This is a genomic window from Delftia acidovorans NBRC 14950 (assembly GCF_001598795.1).
Taxonomy (GTDB): domain Bacteria; phylum Pseudomonadota; class Gammaproteobacteria; order Burkholderiales; family Burkholderiaceae_C; genus Comamonas; species Comamonas acidovorans.
This window is the reverse complement of sequence record NZ_BCZP01000016.1, coordinates 1-21,153: the sequence shown is the minus strand read 5'-3', so window position 1 is coordinate 21,153 and position 21,153 is coordinate 1. Positions and strand designations below refer to the sequence as shown.

Sequence of the window (21,153 nt, the reverse complement as noted above, 5' to 3'; positions counted from 1 at the left end):
TTGAAAGTCACCGCATGAACACCGGAGACAAGGCACGTATATGAAATTCGATGACTGGGCAAAAGCTCTACCAGATGAGATACGCACAACCCTAACCGTTTCGGAAGCATGGAATGCAGGGGCCTTATCTATGCTGGAGACATTAATAAAGCTGGGCCATATCGGCGAAGGATACGCGGAGAAAGCTAGAAACGACGTGAAGGATCTTCTAGGAGGTCTGACCTGCAGGGCCAAGTGGGTAGATGAAGCATGGCTCCAGTGTTCGCCCGTATCGCGCTCTGGGCAAACCCTGGGCATGGACCGGACGGCTGAACATTAAACCGGCCGCTGCCGCACCTCTGCGCGCCAAGGAGTCAGCCCCTTGGGTTGCAATGACTTGCCCTCAGCTGCAGCGATATGAAGATAGTTGCTCCCCGTCAACGCCCGAGCCTCCTGTGACAGCCGCTCACGAACATCAACAGATTCAGCACGCAACATATTAATGACCAGCTTGTTCACTTTGAACTCACGACAACAGGGACACACAAAATGCGTCCACTTGGCATAGTTTTCCAAGTAGGCTGTACTGGTCAGGCTGCACAGAGGACAGGGAGCTTGGATGGAATTTTTCATGTTTTCTACTCCAAAAAAGTGCTGAGCATGTGGTTGACGTTGTGAGCTACTGCCGGTTTTGATGACACCTTGCTAAGGTGGAAGATGAAACCGATAGCAGCCCAGACCTCTATTCCTCAATTGGGGATGAAACGAAAGCCGCGCTACTTTTACGATAGCGCGGCTTCCGCGTTTTTGTTGTTGGGTCCTTGGATATTCTAACTCGCGACCAACAGATTAAAAATCCGTTCCGCTGAAATAGACAAAAAAGAAAACACATTTTTAATCATCCACGCTTCTAGTGTTTTCGAAATCATGCCTCTTTCACCCTATTTCTGCATACTTTGGACAGGTTTCGGTCATGGCTCAGATCCTTTCTGATTCATCAGACATCCGCTTCAGGTAGGCACGACGACAATGGCTATGAATTGGCGACAACGATTCATGCCCCCGGCCTTCGCCAAAATTGTCAGATGATGGTCATCCTGTCAAATACCTGGCGGACACCCGGGCTTCCCCAGGCAGAATGAACTACGAGATCACGCTCCATCCAACTACGGACGGTCCCTGTTAACGTCACATCGCCACCCGTGACATCAACAACAATCGTTTTCGTATCAGAAGTCGCACGACGCTTGATGGCATCCTCGATTTCTGACTTTACGACGATGGCTGAAGCCCTGGGTTTGATGGAAATTTGGTTGCTCACACCGTGCACTCCCGGCAAGAGGCGCACTCTGTCGGCAGCATCGCTACGCTGATAGTTCCAAACCACTTCCCCAGACAAGGTAATCCAACCATCTTCTACAAGGACCTGAACGGTGTCGATAGGAACCGAATTCGTCCAGCTAAGCACGTTTCGCGCGGATGCCGCGATATCGGTATCAGTCCTCTTTCCCATTTGCGACAACTTGACAGTCATGTCGATCGCCAAGGCTCTAACACCTATCACACGTTGCACGACCCTTTCAGCCCCCCATTTTTCCAAATAGCTACTGACCTCTCCAGCCAAAGTGACAACGCCATCCTTGACCTCTACACCAATCTGGGATGCGTGCACAGAAGGCTCCCACTTCAACTCTGCCATTACATCTTGCTGTAATTGTGTGTCAGTTTTCATGGTAATTCCTAGATGCTTCAACAATCAGAATAATATGTCTAACCTAAAATCATGTCTGTGCGCCAGCACACACTTGAAATATTTCCAGAGAAATTTCTGCATCAAGGGTGTCAGGGTTAAAAAAGCCACTGTAGGTTCGCGTACAGACAGCGCTACTTGATAAGTATAAAAGCGATAAATCGTACACCAAACATCCAACACCCGATGTGGTACGTTTTGGAGAGCCTCAATCATGAAAAATCAACATTCACACCATTTTCTTGCCGTTCTGGCATTAGCCGCTGTCCTAGCTTCTGCTGCAACAGCAAGGGCACAAATTGCAGGATCAACTACCACAATGGATGTTAAGACCTCCCAAACCACCAGCGCTGCCCTGGGATGGAGCGCAAAGAAATCACTGATAGGAAAGTTTATATTTAACGACACTGGGGGAAAAGTTGGCAGAGTAGATGATCTTATTATTTCACCTGACAAGAACGTGACTTATGCCATCGTGAGTGCAGGAGGGTTTGTCGGAATAGGACAACATGATGTGGCCATTCCAATCCGTGAAATTAATGAAATATCAGGAAAACTGATTATCATGGGGGCTACAAAACAAAGTGTGAAGGACATGCCAGCATTCACCTACACCAACGAGGCAATGGTTCGCGAGCAGTTCTTAGCAAATGCCGGAAAGGAGATATCCAAAGGGAAGGCAGCGGTATCAGAACTTGAGAAGAAATATGACTTGGCAAGCTCCGATGCCAAAGTAAATATTCAAATGCACATTAATAGAATGCATACCGAGATTAAATCCGCAGATGAGAAGATGAATGAAATGCGTCACTCTGGCGTAAAAAACTGGAGAGATTTTGAGGCGGGCGTAGTTGCGGCGATCGATCGAATAAAAAAATCCATGGCATTATCCGAAGGCTGATAAAGCTTAATGGAAATTTATTCCCCACTAGAGAAGCCATGAAAATAATCACTACATCCCACACGACAACACGCTGCCGCATACTGCTTGGCGCTCCTCGCGTTGACGAAAAGATGCCTATGAAGTCATTCCACTATCGAACGCATCCTGAGCGCCATGAACCGCTCAGGTAGGTTGGCTGCGCGCTGCAGTGCTGGGCACCAACGACGGAACCATCTCGACGGCGAGCCTTGTCGTGTTCTGGCAGGTCGCCTCTACGGGAACACGCGCGGCGCCAACGGCCAGAGCAACGCCCACCACGAGAACCTTAAGCGGATCCACATCAGCGAGAACGAGTTCAAAGCCCGGGTTCAGCGCGGAGAGGATGCTGATGGAGTGTTGGCAGATGTGCCGCTGGCCAGGGCTCATGGCGCAGCGAAGGCTCTGGACAAGAAGATCTCGGACCTTCGAAAGTTCCGACAAACGCGAACAGGTAAACACCGTGAGAGTTTCCTGATGATTTCCTGATAGCCAGAAGCACAGGGAGTGCCTTGCGCCCTCTTCTAATGTCCTTCGACGCCATGAAACGCTACTACATATAGGTAATTATTGTTACGCAAACGGTTTTACCGCGCAAATCAGAGTAGTGTGAAAAGTAAGTCATCTTTGACCAACGATCCAAACAGGAGTTTCACATGAAATTAAGAAAAAAATCTGATTCAACCATCCACATCGAAAGTTTTTCGCTACCTGATGTTGATAGCCATTCCGTATCAAGAGATGATTACTCCCACACTCCTGATCCACCGCACAAAATAATGCGCAGCTGGTGGAATACAGCATCTCTGGTCGCTCTTAAATCTGCCGTATTGCGCGAACGACAGATATGCCCGCCCTCTCTAAATGGCTTGCACACTGGAGGCCAATATGTTCTTACTCCCTCGTACCCCTTTTGAAAAATTCTGGGATTCTATAAAAACCGTATTTTCTCCCAAAGCTCACCTAGATCCCATAGAAACCACTGAGCAAGATTACCCCTTGTCTAAAGAAGATATATTAATATACGAAGAAGAGCTTCAAAACAATCTCAACGCCCCGTCGTACAGCCAAGCATCTTCTCAGCATGAACACATCAATAGGCACAATGCACATATAGAGGGACGCGAGGATAAATATCACAGACCGATATAATGATAATTATAGAAAAGCCCGCTGAATGCGGGCTCTTTTTCATCCATCTGAACCACTCTGTTTTTATAATCTCTCCCCTAAACCTCTTCATAGAGGCCTTTTTGGGATCGCACTTCCCCGCAAGGCTGTTACGTACAGCTCGCAAAAGCAGCCGTGATCATCTACCAGGGAACAAGCGTAACCAGAAGAGCAACAATTACCACAGCGATGCCGATGTAGAGTGTCCTGCGCGTAGAAAACCTGTTACGAGAAGAGGATGTGGGCACTTGGCCAGGGGATTTTTTACTAGGCGTGGTCATTAACACAGCATGAGCTTCTGTACTGGTGAGCGCTGTAAGACAAATGCAATTCAACATCTAGGCCCATTAGCCATTTCACATCTATCACAAGCATTGTGTTTATTGCATGCACCAGAAAAGGGATTTTTTGGGCAACATGTCATTTATACGACAAAACGGCGAGAGTCTGAGTGTTTTAAACGCAGACGAGCCTATGCCGTAAACCTGCTAAGGCTCGCGCGAATGCAATTTTGGGTGGACACATCCCAAGGATCGTCTACCTCTATCACTAGCATGTGATATGGGGACTCACAGCGTGCGGCTAGGCTTGCGATCGCAGGCGCTTCATATACAGAAATTCCAAGCATCTCGCCACGGCGTGCCAGCAGCACCATGCTTACATGCCAAACGTGCAATGCCCCTAGCTCGGGCTCACTTATTCTTTGATCCATAACATTTTCTCCCGAATTTCAAATTAAGGAACGCCTCTGGAGGAAACGAAATTGCCAATGAGCAGTTTCATTGGGCGCCTATTTTTGTTACTTTGGAAGCTGTATTACATCCGCGTACACATATCGAGAAGCATGAGCGCAGCACGTGCAGCACGCTGTCTTGGTACCTTCTCGCGCAGCCAAGCCAGCCTGCGGCCTGGAGATACCGCAAGGTCCGGAAGCAGCCTCTTATAAGAACGGCCAACAGTTAAGCAACGACAGGCCCATACGCCACTCAAAGGGGTGCGCGCCAAGTCTAGGCGGCTCCCCAAGCCCCTGGATGCGAGACTGCCAGGGGTCTTTTTCCTTCATAACAGCCCCCGAGATGGATCGTTTGCAAAGACCGCGAGCAGTTCCTGACATTTCCTGAGGGCATGGATGCGGGGCGCGAGACGCGCCCTCTCGCGACGGGCTTCGCTGCCCTGATCCGCTTCTACATATAGGTAATTGTTGTTACCCAAACGGTTTTCCGCTGGAAATCAGAGTAGTGTGAAAAAAGTTGGTCGTTTTCGGTCAACACACAGGACCGGAGGTCCACATGAAAGTCAAAGACACAAAAGGCTCATTTAGCCGCCAAAATAAATATTCTCTTCCAGATGTTGATAGTCATGCTGTATCTAACGATGACTATTTCCGCACACCTGACCCACCTCGTAAGAAAAAAATCAGCGATTGGGACACAGAATTTACTATAAATTTGGATTCTGCTGAACTGCGGGACACACCTCCTCCCTACCTCAACGGAAGATAATTGGAGTTTAATATGCTTTCACAACCTCGCACCCCATGGGAAGTCTTTTGGGATTCCGTCAAGAGTATCTTTTCTCCAGGAGTTCAGATAGAAGCACTTGATAGCAAAAGAAAGAATGACCCTTTATCCAGAGAGGAACGAAGGATCTATGAAGAAGAAAAGCAAATAAATCGAGATGCTTAGCTAGGCAAACCTTCGTTAACCAGATCAAAGCCACTCAACAGTGGCTTTTTTTCCGTGCGTGAGCACAGCGCGTGAAGTGCGCTGTCCTGATCTCTCCTTCTTCAAAAAGCCAGCCACAGAGCTGGCTTTCTGTGTTCTGGACCAGCATGAGCCAAGTCACTCCCCCCGCATTGCGCCCTTAGGCAAGTTGGACTACCGGCTCAGACGATTCCGGATTCCATCGGCCAGGTGCGCGCCAATCGGGAGAAGTCCCTGTTCTCGCACATGTGGAACTTTGCTCGGGAACAGGGCCTCACGAAGGCCTCCAACCCCTGCGCAGGCATGCGAGGCTTCCGGGAGGATGGGCGGGATGTCGTAGTCGGCGACGACCTGATGGCTCGGCTGTTGGAGAAGGCCGCAGTATCCCTGCGGTTCGCTGTCCACTTGGCGCTCCTCACTGGCCAGCGCCCGGCCGACGTGCTTCGCATGAGCACCGACCACATCGCCGGCGGCATGCTCCACGTCCGCCAGGGCAAGACAGCCAAGCTGCGCATCGAGGTAACAGGCGCACTTCAGGAGCTGCTGGCCAAGATCCAGGCGTACAAAGCCCAGGTCAAAGCAGACACCGCGCAGCTGCTTGTGAGCGAGGCGGGTCAGCCGCTGACAAAGAACATGCTCCGCGACCGCTTCGACGCCGCTCGGGATGCCGCCGGCATTCCCAAGGCGCAATTCCAGTTTCGGGACCTGCGCTCCACGGCCGCCACCACTGTGGATGACGACGGCGGGATACGCCATGCCCAGGCGCTGCTGGGGCATACAACGGAGGGCATGACAGCGCAGTACATCCGCCACAAGGTGGGCAAGAAGGTGAAGCCCGTGCGGTGAATTGCGGAACACGCCCAGAATTGCGGAACACGGGCCGCAAATCTCTGTTCCGTTTTGCTACTTCTTCGATAGCAAAGAAAAAGGCCCCGTATTGCTACGGGGCCTTGTGTTCTTTGGTGGGTCCTGCGAGATTCGAACTCGCGACCAACGGATTAAAAGTCAGACTCTCAATCTATAAAAATCAATAGGTTAAGTGATTTTTTGGGAATACACATAAAAACCTGAGCAAGCACTGAAGCGACCGTCAGAGGCTTATTCCCGAGCCCATAGATTCACAGCGAGGGTCGTGCATACAGGTCATCATGCCCCCGGAAGTAGCCCCATCTCTACAAGTAAAGCCCGAGCCCGAGCAGCCGCTGGCTGAGCCGCATGAATTCGTTCATCTGGGGCGGAAGGCCGACGGCGCCGGGCTGGTATGCGGTCGTGGTGGACTATGGCCGCCTGCCCTTCCCTGCTGCCCGTCGTTGGACCGGCGCGCTCTGGGACGATGAGCGCGGCATCCGCGCGTTCAACGGGCCGCACCCTACTGCGGCTGAGGCGCTGGACTGGGCTATGGAGTGCTGCCCGGAAGATTGAGTGCACAATGTGCGAATAGAAATCGATCCATCGCATCCCCCAGAATCAACTGAATATGTCTGAATTCATTCACCCGATTTCACAGTTGGTCCATAGTACAGTGCGCATTGAATGCACCAACATAAGGGGTGCAAAATCATCTGGAACTGGCTATATTTATTTATTTTGCGAATCTGATGGCAAATCAATTCCGTGCGTGGTAACAAACAAGCATGTTGTTCGAGGCGCAGTCCAAGGTACTTTTCATCTTACTTTGAAAAAAGAAGACGGGACCGCAGACCTTGGAAAGCACGAGCCTATCATACTTGACAACTTGGATAAATATTGCGTCAATCATCCATCACCTGATATTGATCTCGCCGCATTTCCGATTGGTCCAATTATTAGCAATGGGGCAAAGGATGGTCGGTCATATTATTTCAGAGCAATTAGCAGCGATCTATTGGCGAGCCAGGAGCTTCTGAATTCTCTTCCTCCCATGGAGGAAATTGTGATGATTGGATATCCAAACGGACTATGGGACAAGCTACATAATCTACCAATTATCAGAAAGGGAATAACTGCCACCCATCCGGGGTTGAAATTAAACGGCAAGAATGAGTTCTTAATAGATGCCGCATGCTTTCCGGGATCATCGGGCTCACCGGTTTTCTTGGCAAACATCGGGAGTTATGTTAGCAAAGAAGGAAACTTCATTGCAGGCAGCAGAATATATCTTTTAGGCACGCTATACGCCGGCCCTCAGCACTCTACTACGGGAGAAATTATTGTAGTTGATATACCAACCGACACAAAAGCGATTTCCGTGGGGTCCATTCCAAACAACCTAGGTTATATCATTCATGCTAGCGAATTGCTCGCCCTCGAAGAAGAATTGAAAAAAATAACTAAACAGCAGCCAAAGATTTCGCGAAATTCTCCTTGTGCGTGCTTAAGCGGCAAGCGATATAAGGAGTGCTGCGGAAAATTCCATTAGGCTGCAAAGTAAATGACAGTTCTTTTACCAGGGGCTGTCTGAACATCAGGTCTATAACAAATCGCGGATAACCTTTGGTACCTCCTTCAATTGGTATTTGCAACTCTTCAACGCGACACCCTCGGCCACGCATCCCGCATCAGCGCGGCGTCAGCGGCGTGGCCATCAGCCGCTCGCGCGATGTCTGCACCGCGCTCTGCCATGCGTCCACCTCGGTCTGCCAACTCTTGGAGTACGGCTGTGCAGGTTGAGGCGTACTGAGCGAGGGCGGGCTGGGCAGCTCCAGCGATGCGCTCGGGGAGGCCTGCAAAGTCGCCCCGCATGCCTGCAGTAGCAGTGCGCAGGTCGCGCAGACTGCGCTCCAGATCCTGCTGCGCGGCCTGGTTGCGCTGGCCCGTGGCCTGGAAGGTTGCGAGTGCATCGGTCAGTCCTTTCTGGAATCCGGCCATGTCCGCGACGGCCTTTTGCGTGCTGGCCAACGCGGCGATGGTCTGCTGGTGCTGCAGCTGCTCGATCTGCAAGCCGTAGCGCTGGCCCTGGGTCCACCAGGCACCGCCAACACCGATGGCCAGCGCCGCACCAGCAGCCGCGAGATGGGTGTAGATCCCTGCAATCACGACAGCCCCCTTTCGCACAGCTGCCGCTCCGCCGCACGCCGGTTGACCAGGCCCGGCAGCTGCTTACCACCCGCCCAGGTCCAGCGGCTCAGCTCTGCACAGGCGCCCTGCATGTCGCCGGCATTGGCCTTGCGCGCCAGCGTGGAGCCGCAGAACGCCCCATTGCCCACGTTGAATGCGAAGCTCAGGAACGCGGCCTTCTGCCCGTCCGTCATGGGCTGTCGCACGCACTCCAGCGCGGCCGTGTGCTTGAGCAGATCCTTGTAGAGCATGTCCTCGCACTGCTCGCGCGTGAACGTCTGGCCGATGGTCAGTTCTGAGCCTGTGTGCCCAGTGCAGGCGGTGATGATGCCAATGGGATCACGGTACGTGGCCTGCACTGTTCCCTCATACTTTGCGACCAGGGGCACGGCCAGAGCCGCAGCGGCGGCGCCGATGGCGGCGATCAGTTTGGCCTTGTTGCTCATTTCAGGTGTCCTTTCAGCGCCGCCCAGAAGCCCAGGCAGGCAGCGCAGGCTGAGGCGATGTAGCCCAGCGGCTTCGCGGCCTTGCCGATCCAATTCAGGACGCGGAATGCGCCCTGCGCGGCACGGAATACCTCCACCAGATCGGCTGTGTTCGCTCGCACCTGTTCAGTGGCCGCTGTGTTCGCCGCAAGCTCCCGCTCCATGCGGGTCATCCGTGCGTCCCCCTCATCCAGCCGCGCATTGATCGCAGCCGCTGTCTGCGTGTTGATGGCATCGCCGTAGTCGTCTTGCATTGGCCCTCCTCCGGGCTGCTTTGGGCATGAAAAAACCCGCCGAAGCGGGTTGGTGTTGGTCGGGTTGGATCAGAGCGTCACAGCGAGCGCGAAGGCCTCATCGAGCGACTGCGGCGTGCCGCCGAGTTGCGCCCAGAGCTGCTGTAGGAACGGGTTCGCGCGCTCCCAGGTGTCCGCCTCGTACTCGATCTGGGCCTCGCGCTTTTGCACGGGGTCAGTGATCGCCGCAATGGCCGCTTCGGCATCGTCCAGCACCCCATGGGTGAGCAGTGCAAGCTGCCCCTGCCGGCGCGTGCAGGACTTGGGGATCAGCGCCGCCGCTTCTGCTTCACGCTGACGCTGCAGCTCGGCGAGTTCCTCTGCCGACAGCGGCACGACGGACCACTGCTGCCGCCACACGCCATCGACCTGCACGGGCTCGACCTCGACAGGCTTGTGCGTGTCCGCGTCATGGGGCGGCGTGTCCGATGGCTCAACGAGCGCATAGCACTCCAGATGCTGGGCCATCATCGTGAGCGGGTGCAGCTCCTGGATCTGAGCAACGCTCAGCGGGTATTGCCCGGTTTCGGTGTTGATGTACATGTTGATCCTCAAATAACGCGGCCGAGGCGCGTGCCGGTTGCAAGCCATGTGACGTATGCGTTTCCGTCGAGGTAGTAGCCAGCTGCAGCGGGCGGACTCCCAGGGACAGAGCCTGTCGCACCAGTTCCTCCGCTGGATGCGTTTTCGCCATTCGCTCCTGCAACCCCAATAGCGCCACCAGATCCGCCGAAGCCGCCCTGAGCCCAGGGGCGAGTGTCGCCAGGGAAAATCGCGCCGGAGTAGCTGACATACGATCCGCTTGTGGGGGCGGGGCTTGTGTCTCTGGCGACCATGGATACCGCTGCAGATGCAGTAAATCCTGCGCCATTACCACCTACTCCGCCCTGGGCTGTATCGCTTGTTCCCCCAGGGTATGAATAGCCTGCGGAGCTGCCTCGACCACCCGCGCCCCCGCTGCCGAATATCGTGCCGTTATTTGTGACGAGGATTCGGATGCGGGTGTACAAGCCAGTGCCACTGTTCAGCACCCCGCCGATGCGACCGTTGTTGATGATGTGCAGCCGGTCGTCTGGAATGCCCGATATCTGCAGCGTGGCCACATCCACCCCGGCATTGATCACAAGAGTGATGTTTTCAGTGCCGCGCCACCCCTGCGCGGTAGCAAGTGCCGCGATATCTGGGCTACGCACACTCGCGGTGATAGTGACTGTTATCTGCCGCTGCCCGCTGGCCATCATCAAACTCCGCGCGAACATCAGTGCACCCCCGCGTAATAGCATTCCCAACGGTTGACCAAAATGCAACGAAAAAGGAAAGAGACAACTGCCCCTGTCGAATACGTAGGGAATGGCAATTGCGCGCCAGTCCCATCGCGAGGCGGCGCGACATTTGCCGAGAAGCTGATTGGGCGGATCGCTCCCGCACTGACGACATCAAGCGCAACCTGATCACCGTATTGACGGCCTGCGGGCAAATTGAACGTGCAACTGCCATTGATGGTCACGATGTGTGACCCGCCCAGATTTGGGTCGAGGGTGTATGTCGTTGTACCAGCGGGTACATTGGCCGTCACCTGCTGGTCCATTGCAGTCCTTGCGGTGATCACTCGGTCCCAGGCGCCCCAGGTCGTCCCCTCCAGGGAACGCTGCCATGTGCTGTTTTGAATGCGCGCCGAGGTGGTCGTGAGCAGCTGCGTTGCAACCTGCTTGGCCCGCCCTGCTCCACCCGTCGTCTCGACAAGCCAGGCTTGGTTCGGGTCGTCGTAGGTTTCCGGTGGCCAGTCCCCGCCGCGCCCCGAGGTCGTCGTGAACAGGGCGTATCCCACATCCAGCTCCCCCATGGGTTTGGTTTTGTTGAATGCGTCTGGAGCTTTCTTGAAAACCTCGCTGACACGCGGCGCCTGGTTGCCAGTCGCACCCGCAGGCACATTGATCGGCCCCGTGAACGTGCCCCCCGTCGTGGGCATGTAGACGCCCGTGATGTCGCCCCAAGCGAGCTGCCAGGCCGCGCCATCCCACCACCAGCCTCGCTTGTTGAGCGCCGCATTCGTGCCCGTGTTGGTGTACAGGGCGCCGGCCTGCAGGGGGTTGCCCATGTTGTCGGTCGCAGGGTGCGAGTTGACCGCCTTGCTGCCCAGGTACATGACCTGCATCGCGGTCAGGGCTGCTGTGGCCGTGCCCGCAGCAGAGGAAGCAGTGCTCGCGCTACTGGCAGCCGCTGACGCGCTGCCACTGGCTCCACTCGCGCTCCCTGCCGCCGCTGAGGCGCTGCCCGATGCGGCAGACGCTGCAGCCTGGGCAATTGCCGTGCGCTCGAAAGCAGCAGTCGCATTGTTGAAGACGTTGGACGCCAGCGCATTTGCCTGCGGGACAAACCCGACCTGGGCAGCAACCATCGCAAACGCTTTGGCATCGAACTCGGTAGGGGTGTCGGTTGCCAGCGGGGCAGGTGGCAACGCCGAAATAGTTGGCGGTGTAACGATATCGGTCATGTCAAGCCCTCAAGCTCCAACTCGCAGTCGGAGTAGTCGTAGTAGGTAATTGCGATCTCGAAGCTCTTGTAGAACCCATAGACCGTGGTCGATTCGTAGCGGCTGGAGCCAATCCAAAGGCACGCCGTTGCGCGCACTTCAGCCATGAAGTCGTTGAGCGCGTCCACTTCGGATGCCGTGAGCAGCAGTTGCAGAGAGGCCCGCTTCGCGAAAGCGCGCTCCACAAGCACCGTGTCGCCGAACTCAGTACGCTCTTTTCGCGAGTAGTCCTGGATGCCCACGCGTGCGCCAGCTTTGACGCCCAGCGCAAAGCGGCGGACGGTGCCGAGCAGGATCACGCCCACAGCCAACTGAGCAGTGCCAGTGATCTCGATGAGGATCTCTCCCGTCGGATAGGAAGGCAGATCGGTGATCAGGGCCTGCGTCGGCGCGCGCTTCTCACCGAAGTTCCATACCCACCAAGATGGCGACACCGGGTAGCGCGCCAGGCGAATAACGCGCTGCGTGATCTGCGCCCCGCCGGCGTCAAAGACGGTGACCTTGATCTCAACGCCGGCCCGGATGTTGAGCACCCCCAGGGCCGGAATGGACTGGCCAGGCCGCAAGCGGTACGTGATCTTGTTGGCCTGCGCCGTCTGTGTGGAGTTCGATGAGTCGAACACCTTCCAGCGGTTGGTGGGGCCGACCTCCAGCCACTTAGGCTCTGCAACTGGAATGGTTGGGTTATTGCCCGTGTTGGCGTCTGCAGTGCTCTGGTAGACCTTGTGCTGCGCGGCCACGATCACGCGGGCACCCTTCGCATAAGCCGTGCCCGAGGCCCACTCTGGATAGTCGGCCTCGGGCACATCCGTGCTCACAAGCATCGCGGGCGTGACAACGAGCGGCTTCACGACGCTCAGCTGGTTCATGTGGTTACCTCTTCTTTTCGTTGTCCCGGCAGTCCGTCGCCATCCCAGCGCTGAAGCAGCTTCGCGATCTGGCCCTGCAGCCGCACGATCTGGCCTGCCTGCGCACGGTTGTCCGATACGAGCTGCGCAACCAGTGCCTCGAGCCGCTCGTTGTTGCCAACCAGAGATGAGCCACCAGCCCAAGGATTGAAGGCTTCCGGCACGATGGCCTCGCCCCGATGAACCATGGCCAGCGTGTCGCGTGGAACGAAGTTCGTGCCGATGTCATAGGACGGCAGGCCGCTGTTCTTGAACCAGTTGTCCCAGTCCCGCTCGTACAAACCAGACAGATCGGCAAGGTCCTTGGGCGTCAGGTTGTTGTCGCGAATCCAGGCGTTGAGCCCGGCAGCGTCGCCTGTGCCATCGAACTTGTGATACCCGTCGTAAAGCTTGTCCAGCTCTGCCACGCGCCCCACATCGGTAATGGGCTCGTACCAAGTGCCACCAGATCCATCCGAGCGCGGGCGCTCGTACTTGGAGTCCACAGGCGAGCTTCCGCCGCCACCCGGCCCCCACACCGCGCCACCGTCCCCCGGCTTACTGCCTGGCTTGGTTGCCGTTGTGGGGTCCAGGAACGGCATCAGCGCGCGAATAGCCGCCTCAACACTCAGCGTTGCGTCAATGTGCTTTTCGTTGCCTTCGATCAGCTCGCGCCAGTAGTTCAGCGTCTTGTCCAGCCGCTCCAACTGCTCTTGCGCGTTTTTGAACAAACGCTCCTCGATGCTGAGTTGGGCATCACCCATGTCCGCCAGATCGGCCAGTTGGCCCGCCAAAACCAAGGTGTCTCGGTCCTTCTCAAACTGAGTCGCGTAGGCTCCGCCGTTGATGCCGCTACGCGCCGCGTTGATGGCGTCCGCCAGACCCTCGTAGCTGGACAGCTTCGCGCCACCACGCACGCCGGCCAGCGCCTGCTCGATGTAGACCATGCCCTGCGCCGCCAGCATCTGCTGCGTTGCAGTCACTGAGCCGTACAGCTCGCGCGCATTGGATCTGAGCGTGGCCAGCACCGCAGACATGCTGCTGATGGCAGTTTGCGCAGCCGAGGCGATGGCGCCCCAGTAGTCCTGCTCGCGCTGTACAGCAGCTTCAAAGTTCGCAATGGCGGCGTCCTTGGCCTTTTGCCGCGCATCGGCCAGCGCTTTCGCCGCTTCGTCCGCTGCCGTCTTGGCCGCATCGGCCGCCGTCTCCGCAGCTTTCTGGGCATAGTCCGCCGCCACGCCAAACATCTGGGCAAATGCCAAAAGCTTGGCGGCAAGCTCCGTGTCGCCCGAGGCCAAAGCATCTTCGATCAACTTGCGGAACTTCTTCTTTGCCTCTTCGCCACCCGCTGGGTCGATGTCCACACCCAGAGCCTTGAGCCCCTCCCTCACCTGGCGCTGCAGGATGCCCGCCCTCTCCTCTTCCGAGTAGAAGCTGGAATAGAAGGCATTGACGTTGTTGGACAGTGCCTCGATGCCGCCCGAGAACTTAAGCAGTTCGGTCTGTGCCTTTGCGGTCAGATTGGCGAAGCCCACCAGGGTGTCAGCCCATCCACGGAATGCCGCATCGATCATTGCGATGGTGCGCAATGCTTCGTTGAGACCTTCGATGGTGATGTTCTCGCCCAGGGCATCGAATTCCTCGCGCATCCAGCCGGGGATATCCGCCTTCTTGAGCTGGTCGATGACCGCACCGCCCATGTCCGCCATGTACTGCGCCCAGGCCTTCTTTGGATCTGCATCCAGGTCCCGATTCTTGTACTTGGTCAGCACTTCGCCGGTGGCTTTGTCCAGAATCTGGAAAAAGCCCATGGCACCTTCATCGCTGTACGCAGGGTTGAGTGAGAACCCACCAGCGATGTCGATTTCCTTGGCTGTGCCGTTCGAGAACTTGGCCAGCGCGTTATACAAGTCCAACATCGATTTGATGGAGTCACCCACCTGTTTGTCGATGTCGCTATTGGCGCGCTTGGTGAAGTCTCCCCAGGTGTTGCCCCATGCGTCAGTGCCAAGGGCCTGGCGCGCAGCCGTGTCCCGATCCGTGGTGGCAGTGGACGCCACGCCGCCCGAGTGATTTGCACCCCGCGAGCCGAATGCCTTGTCCAGCAGGCCACCGATCCAGTTGCCGATAAAGGCACCGATGGGTCCACCGAACCACTGCCCCACAGCAGTTCCGATACCCGCCCCCCACTTGCCATCTGCGATTTTGAGAATCGCGCTGACGTAGCTGAACGCGGCGCCGGCCTTGTTGACGATGCCGGAATACTTCGTCAGCGTGTCGCCGAAGTCGATCAGCGAACTGCCAACTTTCTCAAGACCCAGGTTGTAGAGCTTGCCGCCGGCGTTGTTCACCAGGTTGCCCAGGCCCAGGCCGAAGTCCTTCATCAAGGATGAGGTGCCCAGCTTGTACATGGTGGAGACGTTGCCCAACCCCACGCCAGAGCCGCCGCCCGAGCTGCCGCTGGGTCCCATGCCCAGCATGGACAGCACCGTAGAGGCGATGTCACCTGCGATGGGCGCCACGATGGCCTGAATCACAGGCCGCAGCACCAGTGAGCGGAACAGGCCCTCGATGTACTCGGCGCCGTTCTTGCCCCCGGCCATCAGCGCATCGCTGAGCGACTGGCTGGCCTGGTCAAAGGCCTTGTTCCATTCGTCGTTGTAGGCCTTGGTCTGGGCACTGGCCACGCGCTGATAGGAGACCACGCGCGCACGGTCGATCAGCTCATCCTTTTGCGATGTGGTCGCATCCAGCCGCTCTATCTCGGCAATCTTGCGCTTGAGTTCCAGCTCGGCATCGTATTGGGCCAAGGCCACAGCCCGCGCCTGGTTGCTCATGCCGATGAGGCCCGCCTCCAGCTGCAGACGCTCGAAGTCCTCTTTCGCCGACTTCTCGTAAGCGTCCATGGCCTGGCGCGCCGATTCCAGGGCCTTGGAGCGCTTGAGATAGTCCTCTGTGACCTGTTTTTCAATGTCCAGCTGCTGCTGGTAGAGCGCGACGTTTTCCTTGGCCTGCGCCTTGTCCTTTTCCTGCTGCTTCCAGACCGCAATGCGCCCGCGCAGATCCGCCTCATGGGCGGCCGACAGCTTGATCTTTCCTTCTTTCAGATCGGCATTGAGCTTGATCTCGGCCTTTTGGGCGTCGTTGAGTTTGCCGGACTGGGTGACCTCTGCCTTGTTGGCCTCAATCTTGGCTTGGATCGAGGCCGCAAGTTCTGCATAGGCAGACTGCTCTTTCTTGGCGCCGTCGCCGCGCGTCTTGCTCAGCGACTTGATCTTTTCGTTGATGCCGTTGATGCGGGTCTGCAGCTCATCCGCTTCCTTGGAATCACCGCGCCCCTCATCGCGCAGGCGCTGCTGCTGCGTCTGCAGCCTGCCGAGCGTCTTGTTCAGGTCCTCAACGGCATCCTTTTTCCCTTTGAATGCCTTGGTGGTGTCCAGCAGCTCGGACAGCTCCTGGTCGGCCGTGGACTTCGCACCTGTCGTGCCCCAGCCACCTGAGGCGCCGCCCGTGTTGTCGCCCCAGCTGCCTGTCGTTCCGCCAGTGAAGGCAGGCTTGGGAGTGTTGTCGCCGACGATGGCCCTGTAGACCATGCCATTGAGGCCGCCCTTGAAGGATTGCTCCATCCAGTCAGGCAGCCGGGCCCGGTTCAACCAGCCCACCAGTTCCGCAAAGCGGTTCACCAGCCCAGCGACCAGATCATTGGCGGCCGTCAGCGTGCCCGCGTTGGCGACGTTCGCCATGGCCTGGTCCCAGGCATCGCCAAAGTTCTTGGTGGCGGTCTGCAGCGGCGTCAGGCTGTTGTCCGCAAGGTCCTTGAGCCGAGTGCCCAAGGCATCGAGCACCACGCCCTGAGCGCCGGCTTTGTCGCCGGCCTCCACCATGGCTTCAATGGCCACCAGTTGGGACACGGTGAGGAAATTGAATGCCTCATCCAGGGCACGCGCCCCCTTGGCTGGCTCCTCCATCGCCTTGGCCAATTCCTTGGCGGCGCCGGTGGCATCCTGGCCAGTGGCGGTTGCAAAGTCTGCCGACAGCAATGCGATCTTCTGCAGTGCCTCGCCGCCCAGGGTTCGCACCTGCACCAGGTCCGAAATGATGGCCGAGGCCATGCTCTTGCTGATCCCCGGCAGCTCAATCATTTCCTTCTTGAGCTGCTTGATGGCATCGGAGTTCAGGAAGCCCGCGCGCCCTGTGGCCTCCAACTGCGCCATCAGCGTCATGTTGGTGCGCAGAGTGCTCTCCGAGTACGCCATGGCTGCGCCCAAGCCCACCACTGCAGCCGCTACAACGGTGTAGGGATTGACCAGGCCCAGCAGGGTGCTTCCCAAAGCCTTGCCGGCCGCAGCGAAGCCGCCGAACATATCGCGCAACTGCAAGCCCTGCTGCATGAACACAGTCATGACGGGCATGCCGCCCTGCAGGCTCACAACGATGTCGCTGATTTGGGCCGGCACACCTCGCATTGCAGCGGATGTCGCCCGCGCAGACATACCGACTGTCTTGAACGATTCCTCGGCCTGTTTTTCAAACAGGCGCATCTGCTGCAGGTACGGACCCAACGCAGCCATGTCGGCGCCACGCTGCCTGGCAATGGTCTCGTAATAGGCGGCAGTGCCCTTGCCACCGGCCTGCATGGCGGCCATCTCACGCTCCAGGGAGCTGATGATGCTTCGCGTGCTGCGGTCAATACTGCTCGCAGCCGCTTGGCTGCTCTTGCCCATGCCGTCAAAAGCCGTACCGGCCTTGGTGCCTGCCTGGGCAGCCTCATCGCCTACGGCTTTGACATCCTGCTTGATCTCCGACAGGCCGGCCTTGGTGTTGTTACGAACACCAAACTCAAGATTTGATTTGCGCGTGGTGTCTGTCATGCGTACCGTCCAGGCAATAAAAAAGCCCCGCGGCACTGCCGAGGGGCTAAATAGGAATTCCGCTTGTGTGCGGATGGCTGGTGAGGTGTCTACTTGTCCTGACTGATCACCCTCAGCAACTCAATGATCTTTTTTCGCTGCTCTTCTTCCACGGAAGCCTGCCGGACACGAAAAACAACGTATGGAATGATGCAGGAAGCACAGGCCATTGCCGCAAGAGCAGCCTCTTGCGGAGCACCCTTGACGCCAATGGTTCCCAACATAAAAAAGACACCAAAAACAGCGCCTGCGTAAACGACATACTTCACATTTTTCTCCTAAATTCCGCGCTGGTATCTGGGCTTAGCGTCGGCAGCAAGTTCCCGAGGCAGTGGCAATGGACGCCGGCCCGTACGATGTCGCTTGTCGGAAATCCTGACCCTCAATCGTGATCTTGACTGTGACACTGGCGTTTCCCATACCCCGCTGTGCAGATACGTACAGTGCATCTCCATCTTCAACCCAGATCGGCGTCGAAAATTTCCCTCCAAAAGTGCGAGCCTGCTGCACACCCCTGGGAGTACGGTAGGTGACGACTGCCTCATCCTGGGGCTGTGTGGGTGAAGTGCTTGGTGCACCAATGACACTTCGGCCCACCTCGACCTCATAGCTCCCTGTCTTTGTGACAGGGCCATCGTCGCCACCTCCGCAACCTGCTATTGAAATAGCCAGCATTGTGGCCAGAAGCGCCATTTTCCCGAGTCCCATAATTTCCCCTTGATTGAGACCATGGATTCTATTGGACGAAAATATGGGAATGGCGTTAGGGCGCACCCAGGCCAATAGAGAGCCTCGCTAGCAAGTGAGAACTTGATTGCCTCAGAAAAACTATCCGCGCAACATGCTCTTGATGTGGGCCGCCAGCTTCTTGGCCTGATCTCCGTCCTCAGGCCGCATGATCTCTGGCGATGGACAGGCATCGCTTTTGGACAGCCGGTATTGCTCCAGGTAGGCAGCCGACAGGCTGCGCAGCAGCTGCAGCTCATGCGGGCGAAATGGGCACCGCGTGGCCTGCTGCCAGGCGGCTATCTCCGGCCAGGAGATGGGTGCCAGGTCCATCCCCGCATAGGAAACCGGCCCCACCTCCATCAGCGCCGCGATGAAGTGATAGCCGTCCTCCAGCTCGGGCAAAGGCAGCTCTGCGTCATCGCCCATGCGCTGCGCCCTGCTTTGGCGTGGGGCGTCATCGCTGGAGCCCTTAGGCGGATCGACGGGCGCCTGCAGCCAGGCCAGTTGCTTTACGTAGCCTCGGAGCTGGATGCCGAGGTCGCGCCAAAGTTTCCCAGGCTGTCGGACTCCTCGATGATCTGCACGGCCCAGTGCGGATTGCGCTTGAGCGCGGCGCGCAGTTGGTCGGCGCTGTAGGGCTGGCGGACGCCCTCCCAGCCAGCGACACGCACCACGGCGCCCTCGATGTTCTGGGCCTCCATCTCGTCGATGGTCTTGGCCTTGGGAGCCTTGCCCCGGCGCTGAGCCGCGCGCTGCTCATTGAGGAATTTTTCCGCAACGCCGGAGTTCCAGGCGACCACCTCGGGCGCGAACGTGCCGCGCACGATGAGGGTGATGCCGGTGGACGAGCCGTCCGGGTTGCGCAGCGGGAACTTGTGGCCAGCCTCGCAGGCGCTCACCAGGTCGAAGGCGGTGATGTCCACGAGTTCGGCTGCAGCGACGGCGGCGGATGTGGCCACGGCCACGGCTTGGGTGATGGTTTTGGTCATGTCGATCTTTCAGCGGAGGAAATGAAAATGCCCGCGCCCGACTGCCCGCCTCCGCTGAGAGACGAAACAGCCGGGCCGGTGCTGGGGTGACCCGAAGGCCGAAGGGAAAGATCAGGGGCCGGCAGGTGCGGGCACTTCGATGATGCCGACGCCGTCCTTGGAGGTAGTCAGCTCCAAGCCGACGCTGGCCGAGTACATGCTGTCCACGCTTTCGGTGGACTTGGACCAGCTGGTCACGATGGCCGCGAAGTAGTCAATGGAGCCATCCTGATAAGTCACGCGGAAGGCATAGGACGCATCGTCATTGAGGGCGGTCTTGACGATGGCCTGCCCCGGATCTTCGTTGTCCACAGCGAGCTGAATGGTCTTCTGGCCTTCGTTGAATGAGCCCTTGAACTTGCGCGTGCCGCGTGTGGCAATGGGGTTGTGGTTCACAACCTGGTAGGTGCGGCCGTGGCTACCGCCGTTGGTGACCTCACCGATATCCACGAAGGTCAGTGCCTTGTATCCGGTCTCGGTATAGGCCGCAGGCAATGCGGCTGAAATTGCAAGTACGGTTTCGGCAACGGTATGTGCGCCCATGGCGTTTTCCTTTCGGACGTAAAAAAGCCCGCTGCTGCGGGCCGGGGTTGAAAAGGTTTTGGGCGCTATCGGCGCGCCCAGATTGAAAAGCTCTGCTGCATGCCAAAGATCACGACATCGCTGCCGCCGTCATCGAACATGTCCAGAGGTTCATCCAGCGGCGTGCACTGGATGGCATCGGAGGCCGTCAAGGCATCCTCAATCTGACGGATCAGCGCGGTGGCCTTCGCGGGCGTTTCATCCCAAACGGTGATGCTTACGCGGCCATTGCGCAGATTGCCTGTTGGCCGTTTGTCGAGGTTGCGCATCGCGCGGCCGCCAACGCGCTGCCAGATCACATAGGGCATCTTGGTTCCCCATGGGGCAACAACCGGCAAAGACCTCGGACACAGCGCCGTCAGGATGGCCACAAGGTCGGGTTCATAGCTCATGTCACTTCACCTGGTCATAGCGCTTTTGCAGCTCCAGATTCGCAGCCTCAATGGCTTTGGACATGGAGTCTTCAGCGCGAGCGACAAAGAAATATCCCAGCCGGTGGACGGGGCCTCCAGGCCGAGGCACGTAGTACGCATCTTTCTCGGCCTGTGTGGCGCGGCGCCTCGGCCGGGGCTTGCCCTGCGCTTCGGGCCGCACTCGCGTGACCCACTTGCCCCCCTTGGCGATGGTCACTGCGTAGCGCTGTACCCACCCCCTCTCCAGCAGATGGCCGTGAGGCGCTTTCCTGGCGTTCCAGCTGACGTGGTACTGCGCCTGCACGCCATCGATGGAGTGCTCTGGAGAGAATGCCTGGTAGACCGCCCGGCCCAGGTTGCCGGTCACGCTGCCTATGGAACTGATGTTGACCTTGACCGCCTCGTAGAGCACCTGCGCGCCGGCCTGCGCAGCGGGGCGCACGGCCTGGTCGGCAGCTTCGCCCAGCGCATCCAGGAAATCATCCAGGCCCGCAGTGTCAGCACGGATGGTGAAAGAGTTATCTCCATTCGCCATTGCCTCCCCTCACTGGATGAGCTTGCAGACAAGGTCCATGTATTCACGGGTCGGCCCGGGAAGCACTGCCTCGATGCTGTAGACGGACGACCCGAACAGCACGCGCATGGCGGCGTCCACGCCCGCGCGGCGGCGAATCCGGATGCTCGCGCGGACGATGGACACCTCAGCGTCTGCCTTGATCGTGCCCAGGCCAGACTT

The 21,153-nt window shown here is 57.6% G+C and carries 22 protein-coding genes; 5 read left to right on the top strand and 17 right to left on the bottom strand.

Annotated features, from left to right (window positions below):
- Positions 1-315 precede the first annotated feature (315 nt).
- Together DA1_RS29885 and DA1_RS19560 are read right to left on the bottom strand one after the other, a co-directional pair.
- Positions 316-612 (bottom strand): hypothetical protein, encoded by a 297-nt coding sequence (locus DA1_RS29885; protein ID WP_225614168.1) that lies wholly within the window; start codon positions 610-612, stop codon positions 316-318.
- 448 nt (positions 613-1,060) lie between these two features.
- Positions 1,061-1,711, bottom strand: a complete 651-nt coding sequence (locus DA1_RS19560; protein ID WP_034392934.1) for a BON domain-containing protein — start codon at positions 1,709-1,711, stop codon at positions 1,061-1,063.
- A gap of 232 nt (positions 1,712-1,943) precedes the next feature.
- Between DA1_RS19560 and DA1_RS29880 the strand changes: the two genes are divergently transcribed.
- The 5 genes from DA1_RS29880 to DA1_RS29870 all read left to right on the top strand — a co-directional run bounded on the left by DA1_RS29880 (position 1,944) and on the right by DA1_RS29870 (position 7,919).
- Entirely contained in the window at positions 1,944-2,630 is a 687-nt protein-coding gene (locus tag DA1_RS29880; RefSeq protein WP_080736855.1) for a PRC-barrel domain-containing protein, read from the top strand.
- A gap of 2,477 nt (positions 2,631-5,107) precedes the next feature.
- Positions 5,108-5,320 carry a hypothetical protein gene (locus DA1_RS30565; protein WP_141441616.1) on the top strand — a complete coding sequence of 71 codons (213 nt, stop codon included), beginning with the start codon at positions 5,108-5,110 and terminating at the stop codon, positions 5,318-5,320.
- Between the two features lie 447 nt (positions 5,321-5,767).
- Positions 5,768-6,367: a tyrosine-type recombinase/integrase gene (locus tag DA1_RS19550; protein ID WP_155294227.1), complete on the top strand. Its 600-nt coding sequence runs from the start codon at positions 5,768-5,770 to the stop codon at positions 6,365-6,367.
- 369 nt (positions 6,368-6,736) lie between these two features.
- A complete protein-coding gene (locus tag DA1_RS29875; RefSeq protein ID WP_080736854.1) occupies positions 6,737-6,943 on the top strand; it encodes a hypothetical protein in 207 nt (68 codons plus the stop codon).
- 55 nt (positions 6,944-6,998) lie between these two features.
- Positions 6,999-7,919: a S1 family peptidase gene (locus DA1_RS29870; protein WP_080736853.1), complete on the top strand. Its 921-nt coding sequence runs from the start codon at positions 6,999-7,001 to the stop codon at positions 7,917-7,919.
- 107 nt (positions 7,920-8,026) lie between these two features.
- On the opposite strand, the gene DA1_RS19545 is transcribed toward DA1_RS29870, so the two are convergent.
- From DA1_RS19545 to DA1_RS19480, 15 genes are all read right to left on the bottom strand, one after another.
- Positions 8,027-8,536, bottom strand: a complete 510-nt coding sequence (locus tag DA1_RS19545; protein ID WP_034392928.1) for a hypothetical protein — start codon at positions 8,534-8,536, stop codon at positions 8,027-8,029.
- Positions 8,533-9,003 carry a lysozyme gene (locus tag DA1_RS19540; protein ID WP_034392926.1) on the bottom strand — a complete coding sequence of 157 codons (471 nt, stop codon included), beginning with the start codon at positions 9,001-9,003 and terminating at the stop codon, positions 8,533-8,535. Before DA1_RS19540 ends, DA1_RS19545 begins: the two co-directional genes overlap by 4 nt.
- Positions 9,000-9,296, bottom strand: a complete 297-nt coding sequence (locus DA1_RS19535; protein WP_034392925.1) for a hypothetical protein — start codon at positions 9,294-9,296, stop codon at positions 9,000-9,002. Before DA1_RS19535 ends, DA1_RS19540 begins: the two co-directional genes overlap by 4 nt.
- Positions 9,297-9,365: 69 nt before the next feature.
- The gene (locus DA1_RS31355) at positions 9,366-9,878 is read right to left on the bottom strand and encodes a hypothetical protein (RefSeq protein ID WP_230590777.1); all 513 of its coding nucleotides are present in this window, start codon (positions 9,876-9,878) and stop codon (positions 9,366-9,368) included.
- A gap of 8 nt (positions 9,879-9,886) precedes the next feature.
- Positions 9,887-10,573, bottom strand: coding sequence for a hypothetical protein (locus tag DA1_RS31600; RefSeq protein WP_501037393.1), 687 nt, complete (start codon positions 10,571-10,573; stop codon positions 9,887-9,889).
- A 20-nt stretch (positions 10,574-10,593) separates the two neighbouring features.
- Positions 10,594-11,829, bottom strand: coding sequence for a hypothetical protein (locus tag DA1_RS19525; protein ID WP_080736852.1), 1,236 nt, complete (start codon positions 11,827-11,829; stop codon positions 10,594-10,596).
- Positions 11,826-12,737: a carbohydrate-binding protein gene (locus tag DA1_RS19520; protein ID WP_034392922.1), complete on the bottom strand. Its 912-nt coding sequence runs from the start codon at positions 12,735-12,737 to the stop codon at positions 11,826-11,828. Before DA1_RS19520 ends, DA1_RS19525 begins: the two co-directional genes overlap by 4 nt.
- Positions 12,734-17,626, bottom strand: a complete 4,893-nt coding sequence (locus tag DA1_RS19515) for a phage tail length tape measure family protein (RefSeq protein WP_034392919.1) — start codon at positions 17,624-17,626, stop codon at positions 12,734-12,736. The genes DA1_RS19520 and DA1_RS19515 overlap by 4 nt, the downstream gene beginning before the upstream one ends.
- An 89-nt stretch (positions 17,627-17,715) precedes the next feature.
- On the bottom strand, positions 17,716-17,934 hold the full coding sequence (locus tag DA1_RS19510) for a hypothetical protein (protein WP_062794145.1): 219 nt from the start codon (positions 17,932-17,934) through the stop codon (positions 17,716-17,718).
- Positions 17,935-18,493: 559 nt separating this feature from the next.
- Positions 18,494-18,820: a hypothetical protein gene (locus DA1_RS19505; RefSeq protein ID WP_034392916.1), complete on the bottom strand. Its 327-nt coding sequence runs from the start codon at positions 18,818-18,820 to the stop codon at positions 18,494-18,496.
- A gap of 83 nt (positions 18,821-18,903) precedes the next feature.
- Positions 18,904-19,383, bottom strand: coding sequence for a hypothetical protein (locus tag DA1_RS19500; RefSeq protein ID WP_034392915.1), 480 nt, complete (start codon positions 19,381-19,383; stop codon positions 18,904-18,906).
- Positions 19,384-19,494: 111 nt separating this feature from the next.
- Positions 19,495-19,965 (bottom strand): phage tail tube protein, encoded by a 471-nt coding sequence (locus DA1_RS19495; RefSeq protein ID WP_034392912.1) that lies wholly within the window; start codon positions 19,963-19,965, stop codon positions 19,495-19,497.
- Positions 19,966-20,030: 65 nt separating this feature from the next.
- Positions 20,031-20,396, bottom strand: coding sequence for a tail completion protein gp17 (gene gp17 / locus DA1_RS19490; protein ID WP_034392909.1), 366 nt, complete (start codon positions 20,394-20,396; stop codon positions 20,031-20,033).
- 1 nt (position 20,397) lies between these two features.
- Positions 20,398-20,952 (bottom strand): hypothetical protein, encoded by a 555-nt coding sequence (locus DA1_RS19485; protein WP_034392906.1) that lies wholly within the window; start codon positions 20,950-20,952, stop codon positions 20,398-20,400.
- 9 nt (positions 20,953-20,961) lie between these two features.
- Positions 20,962-21,153: phage head closure protein (locus DA1_RS19480; RefSeq protein ID WP_155737658.1), on the bottom strand; the 192-nt coding region annotated here is incomplete at its 5' end.